Below are 20,893 nucleotides of genomic sequence, written 5' to 3' on the forward strand. Positions count from 1 at the left end.
CGGCGCCCTTGTCGGGCGTTCGTGCGACGCGTCGCCTGCCGCTAGCAACGCACGGCGATCAGAACGAAATCGGTACGCGCAGCGTCATTACCACGTCCGGCGTGTCGCGCGTGAGGCCTGCGCCGATCGACAGATTCAGCGTGGTCTTCGGCGTCAGTCGGTACGAGTAGCCGATGAGCAGCGTGCCGAGGATCACGCGCACCGAGCTCGGCACTGTCTGGCCGTTCTGTTTCGTGGGCAGCACGATGCTTTGGTCGTAGCCGAGGCTCACGGATGCCTTCTCGTTCAGCGCGAGTCCCATGCCGATGTTGAAGCCCCAAATGTCGCCGGGCTGCACGCTGCCGATGAAGTCCTTCTGTCCGTCGCGAATCGTGAGGCTGAGGTCGTTGCGCCCGAAGCTGTGCAGATAGCTGAAGTTGCCGAAGAAGACGACCGGATCGGACGGGAAGAGCCAGGTGAGGCCCGGCTGGATCGCGTAGAAGCCGGAGCCGGTCGGCTGCTGGAGCGGCAGGCCGGTGCCGGTGGTATTGCCGACGCAGCGCGTGACGCAGTCGGTGACCACGTCGAACGGGCTCTTGCCGGTGGCGGTCTTGAAGCGGAGCCAGCCAATGTAATAGAACTTGTCGGGCCCGCCGGCATTGAACTGGTAGCGCAGCGTCATTTCGACGTCGCCGATGCCGCGGCCGTTACTGTTGAACGCGTTGTCCTGTGCGGAGCCGGTGAAGATCTCGCGGCTGATCGTGTCGGTCGTCGAGTACACATAGGGGACGCGGACTTCGACTTCCATCCGGTTGGTGATCCCATAGCGCACTGCGAGCGCGGCTGTCAGCACCGTCGACTTGATTTCGCGCACGTCGATCAGGCCGATCAGGAGTGCCGGGATGATCGTATAGCCGACGAGTGCGACACGGTCCGACGACGAATAGCTGAACTGGAACGACGGCTCGAGGACGAATTTGTGCTTTGGCGTCAGCACGCCGGGCTGATCGAAGATCGGCGCGACGGCAGGTGTCGTGGTCTCCGGTACGGGCGCTTGGCCGACCGGCTGGCTCGGCGACGGTATTGCTTCGGCCGCGGGTTGCGCGTTGCCGGGAGCGCTGCTCGCCGTTCCGGCGACGGCGCCTGCGGCGCCAGTCTCGGCCGGCGGCGCTTCTCCGCTGGTGTCGCCGGTGCCCGCGCCGCGCTTGTTCGCGAGCGCTCCGGCGTCCAGTGCCCGGCTCAGGCGTGCGAGATTCGCCTCTTCGTCGGCAAGTTTGCGCTTGAGCGCTTTCAGTTCCTTGAGATGACTATCGAGTGCCTGGCGTAGCGTGGAGATGTTCTCCTGCGCCGACTGAACCTCCAGCGATTGCGCTTGCGCTTCGGCATGAAAGAGCAACACGGTTGCATAGGTGATGGTGCGGATGTGGCGAAATGGCATGCGCTTCATGGTGCGTCTCCATGATTAGGCTTGCAGATTCACCCCCGGTGTACTTCGACAACAGGCCGGCGCACACGGCTTCGGATCGCTTTGGATCACTTCGGGTCGTAGGGCGCCAAGCCTGAACGAGTGTCGCGTCACACGCGGGCCAATGGATGTTTCTTTGGCGGCATCGATGCGCGCTCGGTTGAGCGGAAGGCAACTTCGGCAGCAAGGCCGCGCTCCGATATAGGAATGTCACGTCGACAACATCACCACAACGTCATAACCCGCCATCAAAAAAAACGCAGCGGCGGACTTCAAAAGGCTAATGCAGGCAGCGTTCGAAAGCCAACCAGACAAACCCTTGATTGTGTGGCGTGCTACACAAGGACACCTGCTTCGCGGGGGCTTCCATGCTAACGCAATGCACGTTTCGCGCCTGCGATATACGGGGCGAGCGCCGTCTCCATGTGCACGTGCACGTCGTTTTTTTGCAAGCGTCAGACGCATTGTTTCGATCCGACGAAGCACTGGGTGGCTGCCCATTGTCGGCGGAGCGATCGTATGCGAATCGCACGGGGTTATCTCGTGAAACGGCCGCGTCAAACGTGAACCTGGTTAACCACCGTTCCGCGCGGCGGTGAATTGAAATGCACCGCACAGGCTGCGGCAGGTTCAGCTTGCGCGTATCGGCATCTCGCCGCGACGCGCGACGAACTATTTTGCCTCCCAAAGTCGCCGTTAAGGCGGACAGTGGTGAGGGGCTGAAGAGGGGAGATGACGGCCTACGACGTTCGGCGGAAGTCGGCCATGAACGGCCGGTCGCAGTGACGTTTCCATTGAATGCCTTTGGCGATGACCTAAGCTGAAGTGGGTCCGGCGCGCAGCGGCATGGTCGGCCAAGCAGGGACGGTCAGCGGATGTTGAGCGTCCGGTTCCGAGCACGTGAAACAACCCTCACTGACCGTTATGAAGAACGGCCAAAAGCAATGGGCAATTGTCGCCGCAGCTTCAGTTGCGGTTTGCTGGTTCGCCAGCTCGTCCAAGCGGCTGGCGCTCTGGCGACGTAAGCCGCTTAAAGGGAGGATGGCAATGAAGTACATGATCAGCTGGGTCGAACGCCCGCAAGGTTCGCCTGCGGAATACGAGAATGCCCAGAAGCGAATCCTTGCTGTGTTTAGGCAGTGGAAGGCGCCAGCCAATTTCAAGATCGAGTCGTTCGTTGTGCGCGTGGGCGAGTGGGGTGGGCATAGGTTGGTTGATTGCGACGATCCGTTGGCGGTCCACAAAGCTTGCTCGACATTCCCCGCATTTGAATTTCGGGCACACCCCGTAGTTGCCGTCGAGGACGCCGTCCGGGTCGAGCTCGAAGCGATCGCCTGGCGCGACGGACTGAAAGGCAAGTGACATTGGGGAGGATCATGTCGTCATCATGTCGTGCGCAACCGCGACACTATCCGCTTCGGGCGGTCACGCCCGAAGCGGATCAAGCCCCTCGACCAATCGCATCAGCGCATCCAGTCACCCTTGCTTCAGGACCCGCGTGCAAGTGCTCGACCGTTGCGCCGCGTATTCCCACACAGCGGGTGTCGGCAAGGTCCAGTCGTCGATAGTGTCTATCGGCGTGTCAAAGTGCGGGCCGAAGGGCAAACAGCCCCGGCGTGAAACACGCATGAAACCGGGGCTGTCGGGTACGTCAATGCAGTTGTCGCTTCAGATCGGAAAGTTCCGAATGCATCGAACTTACTGCATTCATGATCTTGGCATCGAGACCACCGGCCTGTTGGCACGCACGTTCAGCACGATCACCGATACGTTCGAGATCGTCGACGCACTGCCGGATACGATCTTCATCGTTGGACGTCATGAACTTCTTCGCTGACTTGCATTCCTTGTCCAACTCATCCACCCAGTTGATCAGGTCCTTTGGAATCGTCCTGTCGGCGTGACAGGTCCGTGATGCCTCGCTCACGGTTTGCTGCAGATGGGCAAAGCGCTTTTGGATTTCACTGGCTTGCAACATGATGAATTCCTCCTTGAACGTCAGTTCCGGATGAACTCGGGCAGCAGATATCTCAGCGTTGCCCGTCATATCGCCAGTCGCTCGCTTCAATCGGCCGTCGGCAATACTGCGTCGCATCAAAGCTGCAACCGAGCCCGCGGAAGGTGCACTTTCTAGTGTAGGCCACTACCGTACGGAATAGTAAGCCGGACAGGCCGCCACGACGCGACATGGAAGGGCCGCGCCGTGCACCGCTGACGGCGCAGGCTGATTGCCCGAGGCAATATCGCCTGTGCGCTTGCGCCCGGTGAACTGCAAGGACTCCGGACCCCGAATACGTATGGCCCTGGATGCCAGACGCGTCGTCCCATCGATAAGCGATCGATAAAAGACGGAAACCGGACAATTTCGCTCGGGGTCAAATACGCTCGGCGATGTTCCGCTTCGCGCCATGCGGCGAGCGCGTGCCGCCGTTTATCCATCGGAACATGCGACGCACGCCTTCGGCACGCGCGGCGCTTGCGGCGCGTCATCCGTGTGCGGTTCGACGTATCGAGTCGAGCGGCATCTGAACGCTGTATTCGATCGAGCGATCGCGGCCGATCGTTTCGCACAATCTTCCGAACCAAGCACACAATCTGCAGTCGATTCATCGAGACACGCGCGCGGCGGTACCGCCTGCCGCTGTCGAGCGACTTCCTCAATCTTTTGCTTTCTTGCCAGACCCGCATCACGTCCAATTCACTCGCGCTGGATCCGGTTTTTTTCGATCTTCTCGCCGACAGCCGCCTTCGGCTGACCGGCGCTTCGCGGCTCGACTCCGAGGTGCCGTACGCGGACGGCCCGCGCTGGCTCTACGAGGACGCGCCGTTTTGCGTGCTGGCTCACGACACGGACGAAGACCCTCGCTAGATCTATGCGAACGAGACCGTGCAGCGATGTTTCGAATACAGCAGGGACGAGAGACGACGGCGCTGTATTCGCGGCTGTCCGCGGAGCACCCGAATCGCGAAGCGCGCGCGAGGCTGCTCGAATCGGTGCGCATGCGAGGCTTCGCGACCGGCTATCGCGGCTTGCGGATTTCGAAGTCGGGACGGCGCATCTGGAGCGAAGATGTCACCGTCTGGAATCTGATCGATCACGAAGGGACGTATCGGGGCAGGCCTCGACCTATCGCCGGTGGACGGAAATCTGATTCGCGGTGGCAGTTCGCCGTTCGCCGCGCGCTGCCGAGTCGCCGCGGGCCGACGCGAGCTGGAGTTGCGTGCCGAGAACGTATCGCTCGGCGAATGCGCGTCGCTCGGCGATCGCATATTCGAGCGGCCGCCGCGCTCTTTCTGCTGCCGCTGCCGCTGCGCATGCGGCTCGCTCGCACGAACAGCCGATCAATACGTCGACCGATAGTCGGCCCCCTGATCGAACCGGTTCTGCCAATGCTTCAGGTATTGCGCGGCGAGCGCCGGATTGTTCCAGACGACGAGCACGTTCTCCGAATTGCGCGCGGCCGCGGCTGCGCTGTAGTTGAACGAGCCCGTCTCGACATGGCGGCCATCGACGACGATGTATTTGTCGTGATGGATCGCATAGCGGTCGATCGTGCGCGTCGGCACCTTCGCGTTGACGAGCAGGTTGAGCGCCTGCTTCGATGCCTTCGAGCGATTGCCGTCGTTGTCGACGACGAGCGCGACGTCGACGCCGCGACGATGCGCGTCGAGCAACGCCCGCACGACTTTCGGCGACGTGAACGAATAGCCCGCGAGGCGGATCGACGCGCGCGACGCGCCGATCACCTTCAGCACGAGCGTCTCGGCGCCGCCGTCGGGCGAGAACGCGGCTTCGACGACCTGCCCGGCGGGCGCCTCCTTCGCGGGCGACGGCAGCGCGTCGGCGATCAGGTCGAAGAGGCGGGTAAGCAGCGATTCGGAATTCGTCTTGCTGACGGCGGGCGGCGCAGCAGACAGGAAAACGACGGCGAGACACGCGGCGGCGAGCCGCTTTTGCAACTGCATGTGATTCTTGGACGCTCGAAACGAAGGAGGACGAGAGTGTAACGGCAACAGCGCGATTTTTCGCCGCTTCGCCGAGAACTTTGTGCCGGCGGATGAAGACGCACGGCGCCGCGCGGCGCCGCATCGTTTCGTCTGGTTTCGTTTCGTCAGTAGCCGAAGCTCGTTGCCATCTCGTCGATCAATTGCCGCTGAAACGCGTTGAAGCGCTCGCCGGGCTGCTGCGCGATCGCGAGTTCGAGCATCGGATCGGCGACGTCGGTGCGCATGTCCGACAGCGCCTCGACGATCGCATGTCCGCAAAACGGTACGTAGGCCTCCGAATAACCGCCTTCGTGGACGACGACGAGCCGCCCGCCGCAATGCCGCTGCGCGGCTTCCTTCACCGCATGCGTCATGAACCGGTAGCTGTCGCTGTGCAATTGCATTCGCGCGAGCGGGTCGACCGCGTTCGCGTCGAGCCCGCTCGCGACGACGATGAGCTCCGGCTTGAACGCATCGAGCGCGGGCAGCACGATCCGCTCGAACGTGTAGCGGTACGCATCGTCGCCCGCGCCCGCGAGCAGTGGAACGTTGACGTTCGCGCCGACGCCCGCGTCCGCGCCGCGCTCGTCGGCGCCGCTGTAGCCGGGCGGAAAGCAGCGGTCCTGATGCAGCGAGATCGTCAGCGTGTGCGGATCGTCATAGTAGATCGCCTGCGTGCCGTTGCCGTGATGCACGTCCCAGTCGATCACGGCGACGCGCTCGATCCGGTGCGTCGCGCGCGCGGCTTCGAGTGCGATCGGAATGTTCGCGAACAGGCAAAAGCCCATCGGCTTGTCGCGCAGGCAATGGTGGCCCGGCGGGCGCGACAGCGAGAACGCGTTTGCCGCGCGTTCGGCGAGCACGACGTCGACGGCGGCGAGCGCGAGCCCCGCCGACAGCGCCGCGATTTCGTAGCTGCCCTTGCCGAACGGCGCGAGCTCGCCGAGATCGCCGCCGCCCGCGTCGCTCGCGCGCCTGAACGCTTCGAGGTAATGCGCGGGATGGATGCGCAGCAGATCGGCGTCGGTTGCGGCGGGCGCGCTTTGCATGTCGAGACGTGCGGCGAGCCCCGATGCGTGCACGAGCGACAGCAGTCGCCGCTTCGAGTCGGGCGATTCCGCGTAGCCCGCGCTCGACGGCGGCTGCACCCAGCCGCCGACCGGAAAGAACAGCGCATGCGCGCCGCCCGTGTGCCAGAAAGTGCGTTCGTCGGTGAAGAAAGCGGTTTTTTTCATTGCGATGAGCTGAAGCGATGAAGGAGAGGGAAGCGACATGCGGCGTCAATGCGCGCCGCGCTCGACGCGCAGCAGCGCCGCGAGCGAGAGGACGGACACGGTTGCGGCGATCGTGAACAGCGCGCGCAGCGTGCCGCCGCCGTCGAGCAGCAGCCCGGCGACGAGCGGCCCGGCGGCGAGCCCCGCGCCGATCACGAAATTGAGCGTCGCGATCAGGCGTCCCGTCGTATCGACAGCCGCGACGCTCGCGAGAATGAACGGCAGGACGAACGTCCACGCAAACTTGAAGCCGAAGATCGCCGTCGTGTAGCCGGATGCGTTCGGCATCGCCGCGAGCATGACGAGCGATGCGGCGAGGATGCCGTATCCGACGTAGAGCATCGCGCGCCGCGCGGCGCGGCCGCCTAGGTACGACGCGAGCGCGGCGCCCGCGATCCCCATCAGGCTCGCGATCGCGAGTACGTTGCCGCTCGCCTGCGCGTCGAAGCCGACCGCGGCCGCGGCCTTGTTCGCGAAGGTCCACACGCCGCCGATCGCAAGATAGAACGTCCGCACGCCGCCGATCGCGAACGCGGTCGGTGCGCGCGACGCATCCGGACGTGCGCCGTGAGCGCGTCGGGGACGCGCGCGCGGTACGGCCGGAAAGCGGTTCGCGAGCGGCGCCGCGCACAGCGCGAGCGCGGCGAGCACTGCATACAGCGCGCGCAATCCGACTGCATCGAACAGATGCGGCAGCAGAAAGAGGCCGGCCGCGCCCGCGATCAACTGGCCGACGACCCAGAGCCCGTAGACGCGATCGCTATTGCTGCTCGCCGCGGCGCTCGTCATGCAGAGCACCATCAGCGTGCCGCCGCCGAGCGCCGTTACCGCGCGCAGCGCGAGGAGCGGGACGAAGTCCGGCATCGTCACGGCAGTCGCGAGATTGCCGACGCAGAACGCGGCGGTCGCGCACCACGCGACGCGCCGCGCGTCGACGCGGCCGAGCCACAGATACGACGGCAGCGTCGCGAGGCAGAACGCGCCCAGCTCGACGAAGAAGTACGTGCCGATCTGCGAAGCCGACAGTCCGAGCTGCGCGCCGAGCTGCCCGGCGACGGCGGGCGCGACGAGCAGCAGGAGCGGCGTGATCGCAGCGAACGCGACGAGCGCGGCGAGCGTGCCGCTCGTGAAATCGGGCGCGTCGTCGGACGGCGTCGCGCACGGCAGCGTGGAATCTTGCAGCAATGTTTTCATGGTCGTGATCTCGAAGGCTCAATTCAGAAGACGTGGTACATGCCGAGCATCGCGCCGAACTGCGATGTGCCGGCGAGCGGCGTCGGGTCGTATTCGTAGACGGTCTGTGCGCTCTGGCCGCTGTTTTTCGCGTAGCCGAGGTTCAGGTACGCGACGGTGCGCTTCGACAGCGAATAGGTCGTGCTCGAGATGAAGAGCGTCGGGTGGCCGATCCGCTGCGTCGGCGAATCGGTGTGATAGATGCCGCCCGCGAAGCCGAGGCGTCCGCTCGTCTGATAGCGCGCGCCGCCCCAGACGATCGTGCGCGCGGGATCGAGATCGCCCGTCAGGCGTTCGACGCCCGCATAGACGGTGAGCGGCAGCGACGCGAACGCATAGCGCGCGGCGAGCGTGCCGATCGCGCGCCGCTGCGCGGAGCGCTCGACGCCGCCGTCGAGCGTGCCGTGCGATTGATGCACGACGGCGCTCGCCGACAGCCCGTTGCTCGTGAACTGTCCGCCGAACTCGAGCACGCGCCCGGCGCGCGTGTTGCCGGCGATGCCGCCCGTCGCGGCGAGCGCCTCGACGTCGAAGCCTGCGAACGTCGCCGACTGGTACTTGATCGAGTTGTCGATGAAGTTCGCCGACAGCGGCACGAGGACGCCCTGGCCGCTGTACGCCGCGTACCAGAGCGGGTCGTAGAAGAGTGTCTTGTCGAACAGCGTGCTGAACTGACGGCCGAGCGTGACGGTGCCGGCCGGGCCGCCGATGCCGACGTACGCGCCGCGAAAGAACGCGTAGCCCGGCACCGTCGACGTGCCGTCGTTCAGGTTGATGCCCTGCTCGAGCTTGAAGAGCGCGCGCCAGCCGCCGCCGAGATCCTCTTCGCCTTTCAGTCCGATCTGGGACGGTAGGATTCCGTAATTCTGCAGTTGCCATGCGCCTTTGGGGCCGTCGGCATGCGACAGATATTGCACGCCGGCATCGGCGACGCCGTACAGCGTGAGCGTCGACTGGGCATGCGTCGAACCGGATAGCGCAGCGAGCGTCGCGGTTGCCGCGAGCGCGCGCCGTCTGCGTGTGTGCCTGAACGTCCTCATCGCTTTGTTTCTCCAAACCGGGTGATCGTTTTTGTGGGAGGCGTCCGCAGTGTCGGTAGCGGCGATGTCGCTGCAAAGCCGTTCAGATGAACGGTGCGGGAAACCCTCAAGGCGTCCTGAATGCCGTCGTGCCGGTGTGTGTGCGCGGTCCGGGCGCGGCGGCACGGATGGCGCAGCGCGGCAGCGCACCGATACCGTTCAAATGGATGGGGCATTCGTGCGTTCGCGCGCGGGCGGTTTTCAAAAAAGGCCGGCGGCTATAATCGATCGCTCATCGAAGCGCACAAGGCCGGCGATACGAGCGGGCAAGGGAGCGGTCAGTGGTGGCGATCAGAGGGGGGATCCGGCAGGACATCGATGCGCTGCGCGACGTGCCGGCGGCGATCGTGCTCGACGAAGCCGCGTGGCCGCCGCTTGCGCTGCGCAGGCGCGACTTCGACGGCGTCACGCAGACGCCGGGCGCGGCGTCGCGCGAGCTGAGCCTGTTGCTGCTCGACCTGTATGCGGTTGCGAGCCGCGCGTCGATCGGCGAATTCGAGTGCCGGTTCTTCCAGCTGCTGTCGCGCTATCTGCCGTTCGACGCCGGATGGACGGGCGTCGCGAACCACACGCCGACCGGCCCCGTGATGCACAACAGCTATCTGTTCCGGCTGCCGCACGAGTTCTTCGCCGACTGGAAGCGCGTGCGCGATTGCGATCCGCTCGCGCATCGCACTTTGCATGGCGCGTATGGCCAGGCGGCGATCCTGTCGGTCGTCGAGCCGGGACTCGACGGCCGGTTTCGCGACTGGTGCGTCAAGTACGGGCTCGCTCAGCTCATGTGCGTGTGCACGCTCGACCGTCGTTTCGGACTCACGACGTTCATGTCGATCTACCGGCAGGGCTTGAATCGTCAGTTCACCGAAGACGACGCGCGCCGCTACGAAGACGTCATTCCACATCTCGCGGCCGCGCTGACGATCAATCGCGCCGCGCAATTGGGCCGCTTGCGCAGCGAGGCGGCCGCATCGACGGTGCGCGCGATCTGCGACAACTTCGGCGTGCTGCATCACGCGGACGCCGGCTTCGGCGCGGTGCTGCGAACCGAGTGGCCGGACTGGAGCGGCTCGCGGCTGCCGCCGGCGCTCGTCGATCACATGCGCCGCCATGCGTCGCAGGCGTATTCGGGTGATGCGCTGCGAATGCGCTGCGTGCCCGTCGCCGGATTGTTCCAGCTGGAGGTGCGGCCTCGCTCGCTGCTCGACCGCCTGAGCCCGCGCGAGCTCGCGGCGATCCGCTATTACGGCGAAGGGCGCTCGCACAAGGAAGTCGCGCAGCAAATGGAGATCGCGCCCGCCACCGTGCGCCACTATCTGCGCTGCGCGTATCGCAAGCTCGGGATGCACGACAAGAGCCAGATCTCGGGCGTGCTCGGCGAGATCGCTCGCGCTGCGCAAGGCATTGGCGCGGGGCGCGACGGCGACGAGTGATGCGCGATCCGAGCCTGGCGCCGCGCCGAGAAATGGTGGTGGCTGCAACTATTTGACTCTATGCTCGTCGCTTCATCGAACGAGGAGACACGCATATGGATCGAGCACCGGTGCGCGCGGCGATCGTCGGGATCGGCGCGATCGGCGGATTGTTCGCGGCGGCGTTGGCGCGCGCGGGCTGGGACGTGAGCGCCTTCGCGCGCGGCGCGACGCTCGACGCGTTGCGCGAGCACGGGCTGCGGATCGTCGGCGCTGCGGGCAAGCCGGGCGAAGAGGCGGCGGTCGCGTTGCGCGCGAGCGACGACGCGCACGCGCTCGGCGTGCAGGATTACATCGTCGTCGTGCTGAAGGCGCAGGCGCTGCCCGACGTCGCCGCGCGCGTCGCGCCGCTCGTCGGGCCGCGGACGGTCATCGTTGCCGCGATGAACGGCCTGCCGTGGTGGTTCTTCGACAGCTTCGGCGGGCCGCTCGACGGCGCTGTACTCGACGCGGTCGACCCGGGCGGCGCGACGGCCGCGGCGCTGCCGCCTGCGCGCTCGATCGGCTGCGTCGTCCATCTTTCGGCGGCGACGCGCGAGCCGGGCGTCGTCGTGCGCGGGCGCGGCAACCGGCTGATCGTCGGCGCGCCGCGGCCCGAACTGCGCGATCCGACCGCGCGCGTCGCCGACGCGCTCGCGGCGGGCGGCTTCGACGTCGAGCGCTCGGCCGACATTCGCACCGACATCTGGGCGAAGCTCTGGGGCAACATGAACATGAATCCGCTGAGCGCGCTGACGGGCTCGGCGGCGGATCGCCTGCTCGACGATCCGCATACGCACGAGCTCGTGCTGCGGATGATGGAGGAGGCCGACGCGATCGGCGCGCGGCTCGGTTTGTCGGCTGGGATGAGCGGTCCGGAGCGGATCGCGGTGACGCGCCGGCTCGGCGCGTTCAAGACGTCGATGCTGCAGGATCTGGAGACGGGGCGGCCGCTCGAGATCGGGCCGATTCTGGGGGTGTTCCCGGAGCTCGGCCGCAAGCTCGGCGTGCCGACGCCATATTGCGACGCGGTGCTCGGGCTGCTGCGACAGCGTGCGTTCAATTCCGGGCTGTGACGTGTCGTGCGGCGGGCGGTGGCCGATCGACGCGGGCGGTTCGTGAAGGCGCCGCGCGACGGCGCTGCGTGCGTTCGCGCGAACGGGGCGGGCGACGCTTGGGCGCGTGCCGTCGACACGAAGCCGCGAGGCTCGCCGATCAGCCGATCGGCAAATCGGTCAATTCTCCGAATTCGAACGTGAGCGAATAGTCTGCTGAAAACGCAAACGAATCGTCACCGCCGCGACTACCCGATTCACGGCCCCGACGCCCGCGTACCAAGCGGGTCCGGCCGGCCGCCCGTCGAGCGTTCAATCCGTCCGTTCCCGCGCGCGGGCGATGATCTTGTCGAGCGCGTGGCTGAACGCGGCTTTCTCGCTTTCGCTCAGGCAATCGAGCAGCAAGGCGTTCCATTTGCGCGCGATCGGCATGATTTTCCGGTTGAGCGCGGCGCCCGCCGGCGTGAGCGCGATCAGCACGACGCGTCCGTCGGCGTCGCTCGGGCGGCGCTTGGCGAGCCCGCGCCGGATCAGCGCCTCGGCCGCGCGGCTCGCCTGGCTCTTGTCGAGGTTCGCGCGCCGCGCGAGCTCCATGATCGAGAACGGCCCGAACGCGCCGACTGACGCGATGATCCGCGCCTCGGGCAGCGATACGCCGAGCTTCGTCTGATACAGATCGCCGATGCCGCGGTCGGAGAGCTTGTTCAGCACGTGCATCCGGTAGGTCATGAACTGGTCGAGCCCGACTTTGCTGCCTGTCATGTCGTGTCCTGAATGAGGGGTGCGGGCCCGATTGTTGCCGTATCGCGGCGCGCGGTCAACGGTGCGCCGCGCGGGCCGCACGTGCCGAGCGTCAGGCCCGGCCGTAGCGCAGCCGCGTCAACTGCTCGGCCTCGTTCTCGAGCAGGCGCGCGGCGTCGCGCAGCGCGACGTCGAGCGTGATCGGGCCGGGCGCGGGCGAGAAGCAGCCGTCGAAATGACCAGACAATTGCGGCAGCGCCGCCGCATCGACCGCGCCCGACAGCAGCGTCGCCGGCACGCCTGCCGCGCGCGCGTGCCGGCACGCGACGAACGGCGCCTTGCCGTGCAGCGTCTGCGCATCCGAGCGGCCTTCGCCCGTGATCATCCAGTTCGCGCCCGCGAGCGCCGCGTCGAGGCCGATTTGCCGCGCGACGACATCGGCGCCCGGCTCGAAGCGCGCGCCGAGCACGTGCAGCGCGAAGCCGAGCCCGCCCGCCGCGCCGGCGCCGGGCAGATCGCGGGCGCGACCAGCGGAAGTCCCGGTGGGACGGCGGACGAGCGCCGCCTCGACGAGCGCCGCGAAATGATCGAGCGCCGCGTCGAGCGGCGCGACCTGCGCGGGTGTCACGCCCTTTTGCGGGCCGAACACGGCGGTCGCGCCGTGCTCGCCCGTGAGCGGATTGTCGACGTCGGACATCGCGACGAACGACGTCTCGGCAAGGCGCGCGTCGAGCTCGGCGACGTCGACGCTCGCGACGTGCGCGAGCCGCTCGGGCGTCGGCTCGATCTCGCGGCCGTGCGCGTCGAACGCGCGCAGCCCGAGGCCGGCGAGAAGGCCTGCGCCGGCGTCGTTCGTGCTGCTGCCGCCGAGCGCGACGTAGAACGCGCGTACGCCTTCGTCGAGAAGGGCGCGGATCGCGTCGCCCAAGCCCCGCGTGCTGCGCGCGGCGACGGGCACGCTCATGCCGGCCGGATCGGTGATGCCGACGATTTCCGCCGTCTCGACGATCGTCGTGCGCGCGTCGATGAGGCCGACGGCCGCGTCGCGCGGCGCGAGCGACGCGCCGGGCACGCGCAGCGTGCGGCGCGTGCCGCCGTGCGCGAGGAGCGCGTCGAGCGTGCCTTCGCCGCCGTCCGCCATCGGGCAGCGCCGCACGACGGCGTCGGGGCGCGCCCGCGCGACGCCCGCGGCGATCGCGTTCGCCACCTGTTCGGCGGATAGCGACCCCTTGAACGAGTCGGGCGCAATGACGACAACGGGCGCGGGCGAATGCTGCGACATGGTGTCTCCGGATGCTGTTCGTGACGACGGGCGGATCGCGCGGGCGGGCACGGCGGATGCGGTGGGGCGTGCGTGCGGCGCGAAGACCGGCGGGATCGAAAAGGGAGCTTACCGGATGGCCCGCGGGTGCGGGATACCGCGCCGCGCATGTCCGGGATCGCACGGAGGGCGCCGCGCGCGCGATGCTGCGGCGCGCCACCGCCTGAACTCGCGGTGAGAGGAAAATAGTTTGCTAGAATAGTCGATTCTTCCGGCCAAAGCCGTTGCTCCAAGCCGCCGATCGAGTCGCACGCGGAAGTTGCGCGCGGGGTTGAGCGGGTCGCCAGCGCGGCCTGTGCCCGATGCGCTCGCACGAGCGAACGGACGGTGCGCGACAGCGCGTCCGTCGCAAGGCTGGCACGGCAAGGAAAAACCGATTCGCTCGAATAATTTTAGGACGATTGAAGCCATGGCTAACGTTGTTGAAAACCTCGGCAAGCTCGAACGCCGTGTGACGATCTCCCTGCCGAAGGATGTCGTGCAGAAGGAGATCGACGCCCGTATTCAGAAACTCGCGAAGAACGTGCGCATGCCGGGCTTCCGCCCGGGCAAGGTGCCGCTCAAGATGGTCGCGCAGCAGTATGCGGGCCAGGTCGAGGCGGAGGTGCTGAGCGACAAGATCGGTCAGGAGTTCTTCACGGTCAGCCGCGCGGAGAACCTGCGCGTCGCGGGCCAGCCGAGCTTCGAGCCGAAGCAGGACGCAGCGGAGGGCGCGTACGCGTTCGACGCGACGTTCGAGGTGTACCCGGAAGTGAAGATCGGTGCGCTCGAGACGGCTGAAGTCGAGCGCTCGACGACGACGATCGGCGACGCCGAAATCGACCGCACGCTCGACATCCTGCGCAAGCAGCGCGTGCACTTCCACGCGCGGGGCGAAGGCGGCGAGCACGGCGACGGCGGCGCGGACACGGCGGCGCAGAACGGCGACCGCGTGACAGTCGATTTCGTCGGCAAGATCGACGACGTCGCGTTCCAGGGCGGCACGGCCGAAGACTTTGTGTTCGTGCTCGGCGAAGGGCGGATGCTGCCCGAATTCGAGACGGCGGCGCTTGGCCTGAAGACGGGTGAGTCGCGCGAATTCGAGCTGAAGTTCCCGGACGATTACCACGGCAAGGACGTGGCGGGCAAGACCGCGCAGTTCACGGTCACGATGAAGAAGGTCGAGTGGCCGCACCTGCCGGCGATCGACGCCGATTTCGCGAAGTCGCTCGGCATCGAGGACGGCGATCTGACCAAGATGCGCGGCGAGATCAAGGAAAACCTCGGGCGCGAGGCGAAGCGCCGCACGCAGTCGATCGTGAAGAACCAGGTGATGGACGCGCTCTTGAAGATTTCCGAGCTCGACGTGCCGAAGGCGCTGATCGAGCAGGACCAGCAGCGCCTCGTCGAGATGGCCCGTCAGGATCTCGCGCAGCGCGGCGTGCCGAACGCGAAGGATGCGCCGATTCCGGTCGAAATGTTCGCCGATCAGGCCGAGCGCCGCGTGAAGCTCGGCCTCGTGCTGGCCGAGCTGGTGAAGGCGAACGGCCTCGAGGCGAAGCCGGAGCAGATCCGTGCGGAAGTCGACGAATTCGCGAAGAGCTACGAAGACCCGAAGGAAGTGGTCCGCTGGTATTATTCGAATCAGCAGCGCCTCGCCGAAATGGAAGCGTTCGTCGTTGAGAGCAACGTCGTCGATTTCGTGCTGGGCAAGGCGAAGGTGACGGATAAGGAAGTAAGCTTCGAAGCACTGGCGAGCGCAACGGCGCAAGCATAAGTGTTGCTCTAGCGGCGTGCCGGCTGTCGGGGCGACAGCCGGCACGCCGTTTTTTCATGATGCGGCGCCGCGTGCGACGTTCTCCGGTTCGTTTCCTGCCGTTCAATACTCATTCTCGGACAAGGCTCATTGAATGATTAATCGCGCTCAATTGCTGGACACGTTGGCTTCGCAAGCCCCGCGGGATTTCGAGGCGCAAGCGCTCGGGCTCGTGCCGATCGTCGTCGAGACGAGCGGTCGCGGCGAGCGTTCGTACGACATCTACTCGCGCCTCCTGAAAGAGCGCATTGTGTTCATGGTCGGCGAAGTCAACGACCAGACGGCGAATCTCGTGGTCGCGCAACTGCTGTTCCTCGAAAGCGAGAATCCCGACAAGGACATCAGCCTCTACATCAACAGCCCGGGCGGCTCGGTTTCGGCCGGGATGGCGATTTACGACACGATGCAGTTCGTCAAGCCGGACGTGTCGACGCTCTGCATGGGCCTCGCGGCCAGCATGGGCGCGTTCCTGCTCGCGTCGGGCGCGAAGGGCAAGCGCTATGCGCTGCCGAACGCGCGCGTGATGATCCATCAGCCGCTCGGCGGCGCGCGCGGCCAGGCGTCGGACATCGAGATCCAGGCACGCGAGATCCTCTACCTGAAGGACCGCCTGAACCACCTGCTCGCCCAACACACGGGTCAGGACGTCGAGCGCATCGCGCGCGACACCGACCGTGATAATTTCATGTCCAGCGAAGATGCGAAGGCGTACGGGCTGATCGATCACGTGTCGATCAAGCGCCCGTAAGCTTTAGTGGGGTGCCGCCCCAATAGGTGCGGCACCCGCCACACGCCCCGAGCATCTGCGGCAAAAGAACATCGCCGCCGTCTCCCGAGTATTTACCAGGTCATGGTATCGGGGACAAACGGCGTATCATGTAACTCACGTGTCCGGAGGCTCTAATTCATGGCGGACAAAAAAGGTTCGAACAGCGAGAAGCTGTTGTATTGCTCGTTTTGCGGCAAAAGCCAGCATGAGGTGAAAAAACTCATCGCGGGGCCGTCGGTGTTCATCTGCGATGAATGCATCGATTTGTGCAACGAGATCATTCGCGACGAAGCGGCCGCGGCGGGCGTCGAAGCCAGCCTGTCCAAATCCGACCTGCCGAGCCCGCAGGAGATTCGCGACATCCTTGATCAATACGTGATCGGGCAGGAGCGCGCGAAGAAGATCCTCGCCGTCGCCGTCTACAACCACTACAAGCGCCTGAAGCATCTCGACAAGAAGGACGACGTCGAGCTGTCGAAGAGCAACATCCTGCTGATTGGCCCGACGGGCTCCGGCAAGACGCTCCTCGCGCAGACGCTCGCGCGCCTTCTGAACGTGCCGTTCGTGATCGCCGACGCGACCACGCTGACGGAAGCCGGCTACGTCGGCGAGGACGTCGAGAACATCATTCAGAAGCTGCTGCAAAACTGCAACTACGAGGTCGAGAAGGCGCAGCGCGGGATCGTCTACATCGACGAGATCGACAAGATCAGCCGCAAGTCGGACAACCCGTCGATCACCCGCGACGTGTCGGGCGAGGGCGTTCAGCAGGCGCTCCTGAAGCTCGTCGAGGGCACGATGGCGTCGGTGCCGCCGCAGGGCGGCCGCAAGCACCCGAACCAGGATTTCATCCAGGTCGACACGACGAACATCCTGTTCATCTGCGGCGGCGCGTTCGACGGCCTCGAGAAGGTGATCACCGACCGCACCGAGAAGACCGGCATCGGCTTCGGCGCGACCGTGAAGAGCAAGCAGGAGCGGGACGCGGGCGAAGTGCTGCGCGAGGTCGAGCCGGAAGACCTGATCAAATTCGGGTTGATCCCCGAGCTGATCGGTCGTCTGCCCGTCGTCGCGACGCTCGGCAAGCTCGACGAAGCCGCGCTGATGAAGATCCTCGTCGAGCCGAAGAACGCGCTCGTCAAGCAGTATCAGAAGTTGTTCGCGATGGAGCGGGTCGAACTCGAAATTCGCCCGGACGCGCTGCAGGCGGTCGCCCGCAAGGCGATCCGTCGCAAGACGGGCGCGCGCGGGCTGCGTTCGATCATCGAGCAGGCGCTCCTCGACGTGATGTACGAACTACCGACCCTCAAAGGGGTCGGCAAGGTGATCATCGACGACAATGTCATCGAAGGAGACGGCAAACCGTTACTCATTTATGAGGACACGCCGAAAGTGGCGGGTTCGAATTGATCGGCTTTGAAGTTTCGTGAGCAAAAAAGCCGTTCATGGAATCGTGAACGGCTTTTTTTCGTTTATCTTGTGGGTCACTCTGACTCGAACCGCACGGTCACTTTTTTACTGAATATTTCCCACGCGCTGAAGGCTTGCAATCCGCTGTGCCGGCCTTACTTACCGAACAATTGATTCCACTCATGGGGAAATGAAATGTCAGGCACCCAACTTCTCCCGCCGGAACGCACTACGCTGCCGCTGCTGCCGCTGCGGGATGTCGTCGTTTTCCCGCACATGGTGATCCCGCTCTTCGTGGGCCGGCCAAAGTCGATCAAGGCCCTCGAGGTGGCGATGGAAGGCGGCAAGCACATCATGCTCGTCGCTCAGAAGACCGCCGCCAAGGACGAGCCGACCGAAAAAGACATGTACGACGTCGGCTGCATCGCGAACATCCTGCAGATGCTGAAGCTGCCCGACGGCACCGTGAAGGTGCTGGTCGAAGGGCTGCAGCGCGCGCAGGCGCTGTCGATCGAAGAGCAGGAGACGCAGTTCTCGTGCGAAGTGATGCCGCTCGAACCGGACCACGCCGACAGCGCCGAAACCGAAGCGCTGCGCCGCGCGATCGTGTCGCAGTTCGATCAGTACGTGAAGCTGAACAAGAAGATCCCGCCTGAAATTCTGACGTCGCTGTCGGGTATCGACGAGGCGGGCCGGCTCGCCGACACGATCGCGGCGCACCTGCCGCTCAAGCTCGACCAGAAGCAGCATATCCTCGAGATGTTCCCGGTCATCGAGCGGCTCGAGCACCTGCTCGCCCAGCTCGAAGCCGAGATCGACATCCTGCAGGTCGAAAAGCGCATCCGCGGGCGCGTGAAGCGCCAGATGGAGAAGAGCCAGCGCGAGTACTACCTGAACGAACAGGTCAAGGCGATCCAGAAGGAACTGGGCGAAGGCGAGGAAGGCGCCGATCTCGAGGAGCTCGAGAAGCGCATCAACGCCGCGCGCATGCCGAAGGAAGCGAAGAAGAAGGCCGACGCCGAACTCAAGAAGCTGAAGCTGATGTCGCCGATGTCGGCGGAAGCGACTGTCGTGCGCAATTACATCGACACGCTGATCGCGCTGCCGTGGCGCAAGAAGAGCAAGGTCAACAACGACCTGGCCAACGCCGAGAAGGTCCTCGACGAGGATCACTACGGCCTCGAGAAGGTCAAGGAACGGATCCTCGAGTACCTCGCGGTGCAGCAACGCGTCGACAAGGTGAAGGCGCCGATCCTGTGCCTCGTCGGGCCTCCGGGCGTCGGCAAGACCTCGCTCGGCCAGTCGATCGCGCGCGCGACGAACCGCAAGTTCGTCCGCATGGCGTTGGGCGGCGTGCGTGACGAGGCCGAGATCCGCGGTCACCGCCGGACCTACATCGGCTCGATGCCGGGCAAGATCCTGCAGAGCCTGTCGAAGGTCGGCGTGCGCAATCCGCTCTTCCTGCTCGACGAAGTCGACAAGATGGGGATGGATTTCCGCGGCGATCCGTCGTCGGCGCTGCTCGAAGTGCTCGATCCGGAGCAGAACCACACGTTCGCCGACCACTACGTCGAGGTCGATTTCGACCTGTCGGACGTGATGTTCGTCGCGACGTCGAACTCGCTGAACATTCCGCCGCCGCTCCTCGACCGGATGGAAGTGATCCGTCTGTCGGGCTACACGGAGGATGAAAAGGTCAGCATCGCGCAGCGCTACCTGCTGCCGAAGCAGAAGAAGAACAACGGCCTGAAGGAGGGCGAGATCGAGGTCGCCGAGCAGGCGATCCGCGACATCATCCGCTACTACACGCGGGAAGCGGGTGTGCGGTCGCTCGAGCGCGAAATCTCGAAGATCTGCCGCAAGGTCGTGAAGATGCTGCTGCTGAAGAAGGCGACGGGCGCGATCAAGGTCGACGGCGCGAACCTCGACACGTTCCTCGGCGTGCGCAAGTACGATTTCGGTCTTGCCGCGAAAGAGAACCAGGTCGGCCAGGTCACGGGTCTCGCATGGACCGAAGTGGGCGGCGATCTGCTGACGATCGAGGCGGCCGTGATGCCCGGCAAGGGCAACGTGATCCGCACGGGCTCGCTCGGCGACGTGATGAAGGAGTCGGTCGAGGCCGCGCGCTCGGTCGTGCGCTCGCGCTCGCGCCGGCTCGGCGTCAAGGACGAAGCGTTCGAAAAGCAGGACATCCACATCCACGTGCCGGAAGGCGCGACGCCGAAGGACGGTCCGTCCGCCGGCATCGCGATGACGACGGCGCTCGTGTCGGTGCTGACGGGCATTCCGGTGCGCGCCGACGTCGCGATGACGGGCGAGATCACGCTGCGCGGCGAAGTGCTGCCGATCGGCGGGCTGAAGGAGAAGCTGCTCGCAGCGCACCGCGGCGGCATCAAGCTCGTGCTGATCCCGGAAGAGAACGTGAAGGATCTCGCGGACATTCCGGACAACGTGAAGAACGCGATTGAAATCGTGCCGGTCCGGTGGATCGACAAGGTGCTCGAACTCGCGCTCGAACGTCTGCCGAGCGCGCTGCCCGAGGAAGAGGCGAAGGCGGCGGCGCCCGTCGCGGAACCCGCGAAGGACGCCGGCTCGACTGAGGTCGTCAAGCACTGAGTGCGCGCAGGTAGTTCGCGCTTCGCGGACAAGCCCACGGCCGAGAGGCCGTGGGCTTTGTTTTTGCGCGCGACGGCAGGTAGCGCTCGCGAGCGAGTCTGCGAGCGGCGGACGCGTCTTGACGTTTTCGTTTCGGCTTCCTCTAATGGATGGAGGCGGTGCGCGGCGCTTTTTTCCTGCTTGCGCGCCGAGCGACGAACAAGCCGACCGACTCCGGAGCGTGGATGAACAAGACCGAATTGATTGAACATATCGCAAGGCAGGCGGACCTGTCGAAGTCGTCGGCGGCGCGTGCGCTCGACGCGCTGCTCAGCGGCGTCACGAGCACGCTGCAGCGGGGCGGCGCGGTGACGATCGTCGGCTTCGGCACGTTCGAGGTCGGCAAGCGCGCTGCGCGCGGCGGCCGCGACCCGCGTACCGGCGAGGCGATCGAGATTCGCGCGGCGAACATGCCCAAATTCAGGGCTGGCAAAGCACTGAAGGATGCGCTAAACTAACCAGCTTGCTGTTTGAAGGGGCGATACCCCGATCGAGAACGGCGTGTATTCGGAGCGGGTGCTTAGCTCAGTTGGTAGAGCGGCGCCCTTACAAGGCGTAGGTCGGGAGTTCGAGCCTCTCAGCACCCACCAGTTCCGTTTCGCGACACGCGTTCGACGCAGCCCGAAGAAGACCGCAGCAGTGACTGAAACCCGCATGGCGATTGCCTTGCGGGTTTTTTGTT

At 65.4% G+C, this 20,893-nt stretch carries 17 protein-coding genes, 1 tRNA gene and 1 pseudogene; 11 read left to right on the top strand and 8 right to left on the bottom strand.

Translation table 11 applies throughout. The annotated features are described in order from the left end of the window. Nucleotides 1-58: 58 nt before the first annotated feature. Complete coding sequence (locus WS62_RS27200) at nt 59-1,426, bottom strand: acetate kinase (protein WP_066577495.1); 1,368 nt, start codon at nt 1,424-1,426, stop codon at nt 59-61. Between the two features lie 918 nt (nt 1,427-2,344). Between WS62_RS27200 and WS62_RS27205 the strand changes: the two genes are divergently transcribed. Then, nucleotides 2,345-2,806 (top strand): DUF3303 domain-containing protein, encoded by a 462-nt coding sequence (locus tag WS62_RS27205; protein ID WP_231748428.1) that lies wholly within the window; start codon nt 2,345-2,347, stop codon nt 2,804-2,806. Between the two features lie 289 nt (nt 2,807-3,095). Here the strand turns inward: WS62_RS27205 and WS62_RS27210 are convergent, their stop codons facing one another. Then, the gene (locus WS62_RS27210; RefSeq protein ID WP_066491940.1) at nt 3,096-3,422 is read right to left on the bottom strand and encodes a hypothetical protein; all 327 of its coding nucleotides are present in this window, start codon (nt 3,420-3,422) and stop codon (nt 3,096-3,098) included. Nucleotides 3,423-3,920: 498 nt separating this feature from the next. Here WS62_RS27210 and WS62_RS38480 point away from each other — a divergent pair, with 498 nt between their 5' ends. Further along, complete coding sequence (locus WS62_RS38480; RefSeq protein ID WP_231748429.1) at nt 3,921-4,313, top strand: MEKHLA domain-containing protein; 393 nt, start codon at nt 3,921-3,923, stop codon at nt 4,311-4,313. 26 nt (nt 4,314-4,339) lie between these two features. Next, nucleotides 4,340-4,501 (top strand): annotated as a pseudogene (locus WS62_RS38485) (MEKHLA domain-containing protein); the annotation flags it as partial. 285 nt (nt 4,502-4,786) lie between these two features. On the opposite strand, the gene WS62_RS27225 reads toward WS62_RS38485, so the two are convergent. From WS62_RS27225 to WS62_RS27240, 4 genes are all read right to left on the bottom strand, one after another. Continuing rightward, a complete protein-coding gene (locus WS62_RS27225) occupies nt 4,787-5,410 on the bottom strand; it encodes a phospholipase D family nuclease (protein ID WP_066491806.1) in 624 nt (207 codons plus the stop codon). 146 nt (nt 5,411-5,556) lie between these two features. Further along, a complete protein-coding gene (locus WS62_RS27230; RefSeq protein WP_066577499.1) occupies nt 5,557-6,666 on the bottom strand; it encodes a class II histone deacetylase in 1,110 nt (369 codons plus the stop codon). A gap of 45 nt (nt 6,667-6,711) precedes the next feature. Then, nucleotides 6,712-7,899, bottom strand: coding sequence for an MFS transporter (locus WS62_RS27235; protein ID WP_066577501.1), 1,188 nt, complete (start codon nt 7,897-7,899; stop codon nt 6,712-6,714). 23 nt (nt 7,900-7,922) lie between these two features. Next, nucleotides 7,923-8,978 carry a porin gene (locus tag WS62_RS27240; RefSeq protein ID WP_066577505.1) on the bottom strand — a complete coding sequence of 352 codons (1,056 nt, stop codon included), beginning with the start codon at nt 8,976-8,978 and terminating at the stop codon, nt 7,923-7,925. 323 nt (nt 8,979-9,301) lie between these two features. Here WS62_RS27240 and WS62_RS27245 point away from each other — a divergent pair, with 323 nt between their 5' ends. Together WS62_RS27245 and WS62_RS27250 are read left to right on the top strand one after the other, a co-directional pair. Beyond that, nucleotides 9,302-10,447, top strand: coding sequence for a helix-turn-helix transcriptional regulator (locus WS62_RS27245; protein ID WP_066577508.1), 1,146 nt, complete (start codon nt 9,302-9,304; stop codon nt 10,445-10,447). A 95-nt stretch (nt 10,448-10,542) separates the two neighbouring features. Then, nucleotides 10,543-11,541 carry a 2-dehydropantoate 2-reductase gene (locus WS62_RS27250; RefSeq protein ID WP_066577511.1) on the top strand — a complete coding sequence of 333 codons (999 nt, stop codon included), beginning with the start codon at nt 10,543-10,545 and terminating at the stop codon, nt 11,539-11,541. Between the two features lie 291 nt (nt 11,542-11,832). Here WS62_RS27250 and WS62_RS27255 read toward each other — a convergent pair whose 3' ends face one another. Together WS62_RS27255 and WS62_RS27260 are read right to left on the bottom strand one after the other, a co-directional pair. Then, a complete protein-coding gene (locus WS62_RS27255) occupies nt 11,833-12,282 on the bottom strand; it encodes a MarR family winged helix-turn-helix transcriptional regulator (protein WP_066577513.1) in 450 nt (149 codons plus the stop codon). 91 nt (nt 12,283-12,373) lie between these two features. After that, nucleotides 12,374-13,543, bottom strand: coding sequence for a glycerate kinase family protein (locus tag WS62_RS27260; RefSeq protein WP_066577515.1), 1,170 nt, complete (start codon nt 13,541-13,543; stop codon nt 12,374-12,376). A gap of 448 nt (nt 13,544-13,991) precedes the next feature. Between WS62_RS27260 and tig the strand changes: the two genes are divergently transcribed. The 6 genes from tig to WS62_RS27290 all read left to right on the top strand — a co-directional run bounded on the left by tig (nt 13,992) and on the right by WS62_RS27290 (nt 20,801). After that, nucleotides 13,992-15,338 carry a trigger factor gene (gene tig, locus WS62_RS27265; protein WP_066577518.1) on the top strand — a complete coding sequence of 449 codons (1,347 nt, stop codon included), beginning with the start codon at nt 13,992-13,994 and terminating at the stop codon, nt 15,336-15,338. Nucleotides 15,339-15,471: 133 nt separating this feature from the next. After that, the gene (gene clpP, locus WS62_RS27270) at nt 15,472-16,125 is read left to right on the top strand and encodes an ATP-dependent Clp endopeptidase proteolytic subunit ClpP (protein ID WP_025989765.1); all 654 of its coding nucleotides are present in this window, start codon (nt 15,472-15,474) and stop codon (nt 16,123-16,125) included. Between the two features lie 159 nt (nt 16,126-16,284). Beyond that, on the top strand, nt 16,285-17,556 hold the full coding sequence (clpX, locus tag WS62_RS27275; protein WP_010102969.1) for an ATP-dependent Clp protease ATP-binding subunit ClpX: 1,272 nt from the start codon (nt 16,285-16,287) through the stop codon (nt 17,554-17,556). Between the two features lie 195 nt (nt 17,557-17,751). Continuing rightward, nucleotides 17,752-20,172: an endopeptidase La gene (gene lon / locus WS62_RS27280; protein WP_066491823.1), complete on the top strand. Its 2,421-nt coding sequence runs from the start codon at nt 17,752-17,754 to the stop codon at nt 20,170-20,172. 224 nt (nt 20,173-20,396) lie between these two features. Then, nucleotides 20,397-20,669, top strand: a complete 273-nt coding sequence (locus tag WS62_RS27285; protein ID WP_066577595.1) for an HU family DNA-binding protein — start codon at nt 20,397-20,399, stop codon at nt 20,667-20,669. A gap of 56 nt (nt 20,670-20,725) precedes the next feature. Further along, nucleotides 20,726-20,801, top strand: a tRNA-Val gene (locus WS62_RS27290). Nucleotides 20,802-20,893: the final 92 nt, after the last annotated feature.

It is taken from the genome of Burkholderia sp. ABCPW 14 (assembly GCF_001523835.1).
Classification (GTDB): Bacteria; Pseudomonadota; Gammaproteobacteria; order Burkholderiales; family Burkholderiaceae; genus Burkholderia; species Burkholderia mayonis.

Bases quoted from the DNA above. Each gene is read 5' to 3' on its own strand.
- WS62_RS27210 (WP_066491940.1), bottom strand. From the start codon at position 3,422: ATGTTGCAAGCCAGTGAAATCCAAAAGCGCTTTGCCCATCTGCAGCAA.
- clpX (WP_010102969.1), top strand. From the start codon at position 16,285: ATGGCGGACAAAAAAGGTTCGAACAGCGAGAAGCTGTTGTATTGCTCG.
- clpP (WP_025989765.1), top strand. From the start codon at position 15,472: ATGATTAATCGCGCTCAATTGCTGGACACGTTGGCTTCGCAAGCCCCG.
- WS62_RS27285 (WP_066577595.1), top strand. From the start codon at position 20,397: ATGAACAAGACCGAATTGATTGAACATATCGCAAGGCAGGCGGACCTG.
- WS62_RS27230 (WP_066577499.1), bottom strand. From the start codon at position 6,666: ATGAAAAAAACCGCTTTCTTCACCGACGAACGCACTTTCTGGCACACG.
- WS62_RS27260 (WP_066577515.1), bottom strand. From the start codon at position 13,543: ATGTCGCAGCATTCGCCCGCGCCCGTTGTCGTCATTGCGCCCGACTCG.
- lon (WP_066491823.1), top strand. From the start codon at position 17,752: ATGTCAGGCACCCAACTTCTCCCGCCGGAACGCACTACGCTGCCGCTG.
- WS62_RS27225 (WP_066491806.1), bottom strand. From the start codon at position 5,410: ATGCAGTTGCAAAAGCGGCTCGCCGCCGCGTGTCTCGCCGTCGTTTTC.
- WS62_RS27235 (WP_066577501.1), bottom strand. From the start codon at position 7,899: ATGAAAACATTGCTGCAAGATTCCACGCTGCCGTGCGCGACGCCGTCC.
- WS62_RS27200 (WP_066577495.1), bottom strand. From the start codon at position 1,426: ATGAAGCGCATGCCATTTCGCCACATCCGCACCATCACCTATGCAACC.
- WS62_RS27255 (WP_066577513.1), bottom strand. From the start codon at position 12,282: ATGACAGGCAGCAAAGTCGGGCTCGACCAGTTCATGACCTACCGGATG.
- WS62_RS27250 (WP_066577511.1), top strand. From the start codon at position 10,543: ATGGATCGAGCACCGGTGCGCGCGGCGATCGTCGGGATCGGCGCGATC.
- WS62_RS27240 (WP_066577505.1), bottom strand. From the start codon at position 8,978: ATGAGGACGTTCAGGCACACACGCAGACGGCGCGCGCTCGCGGCAACC.
- tig (WP_066577518.1), top strand. From the start codon at position 13,992: ATGGCTAACGTTGTTGAAAACCTCGGCAAGCTCGAACGCCGTGTGACG.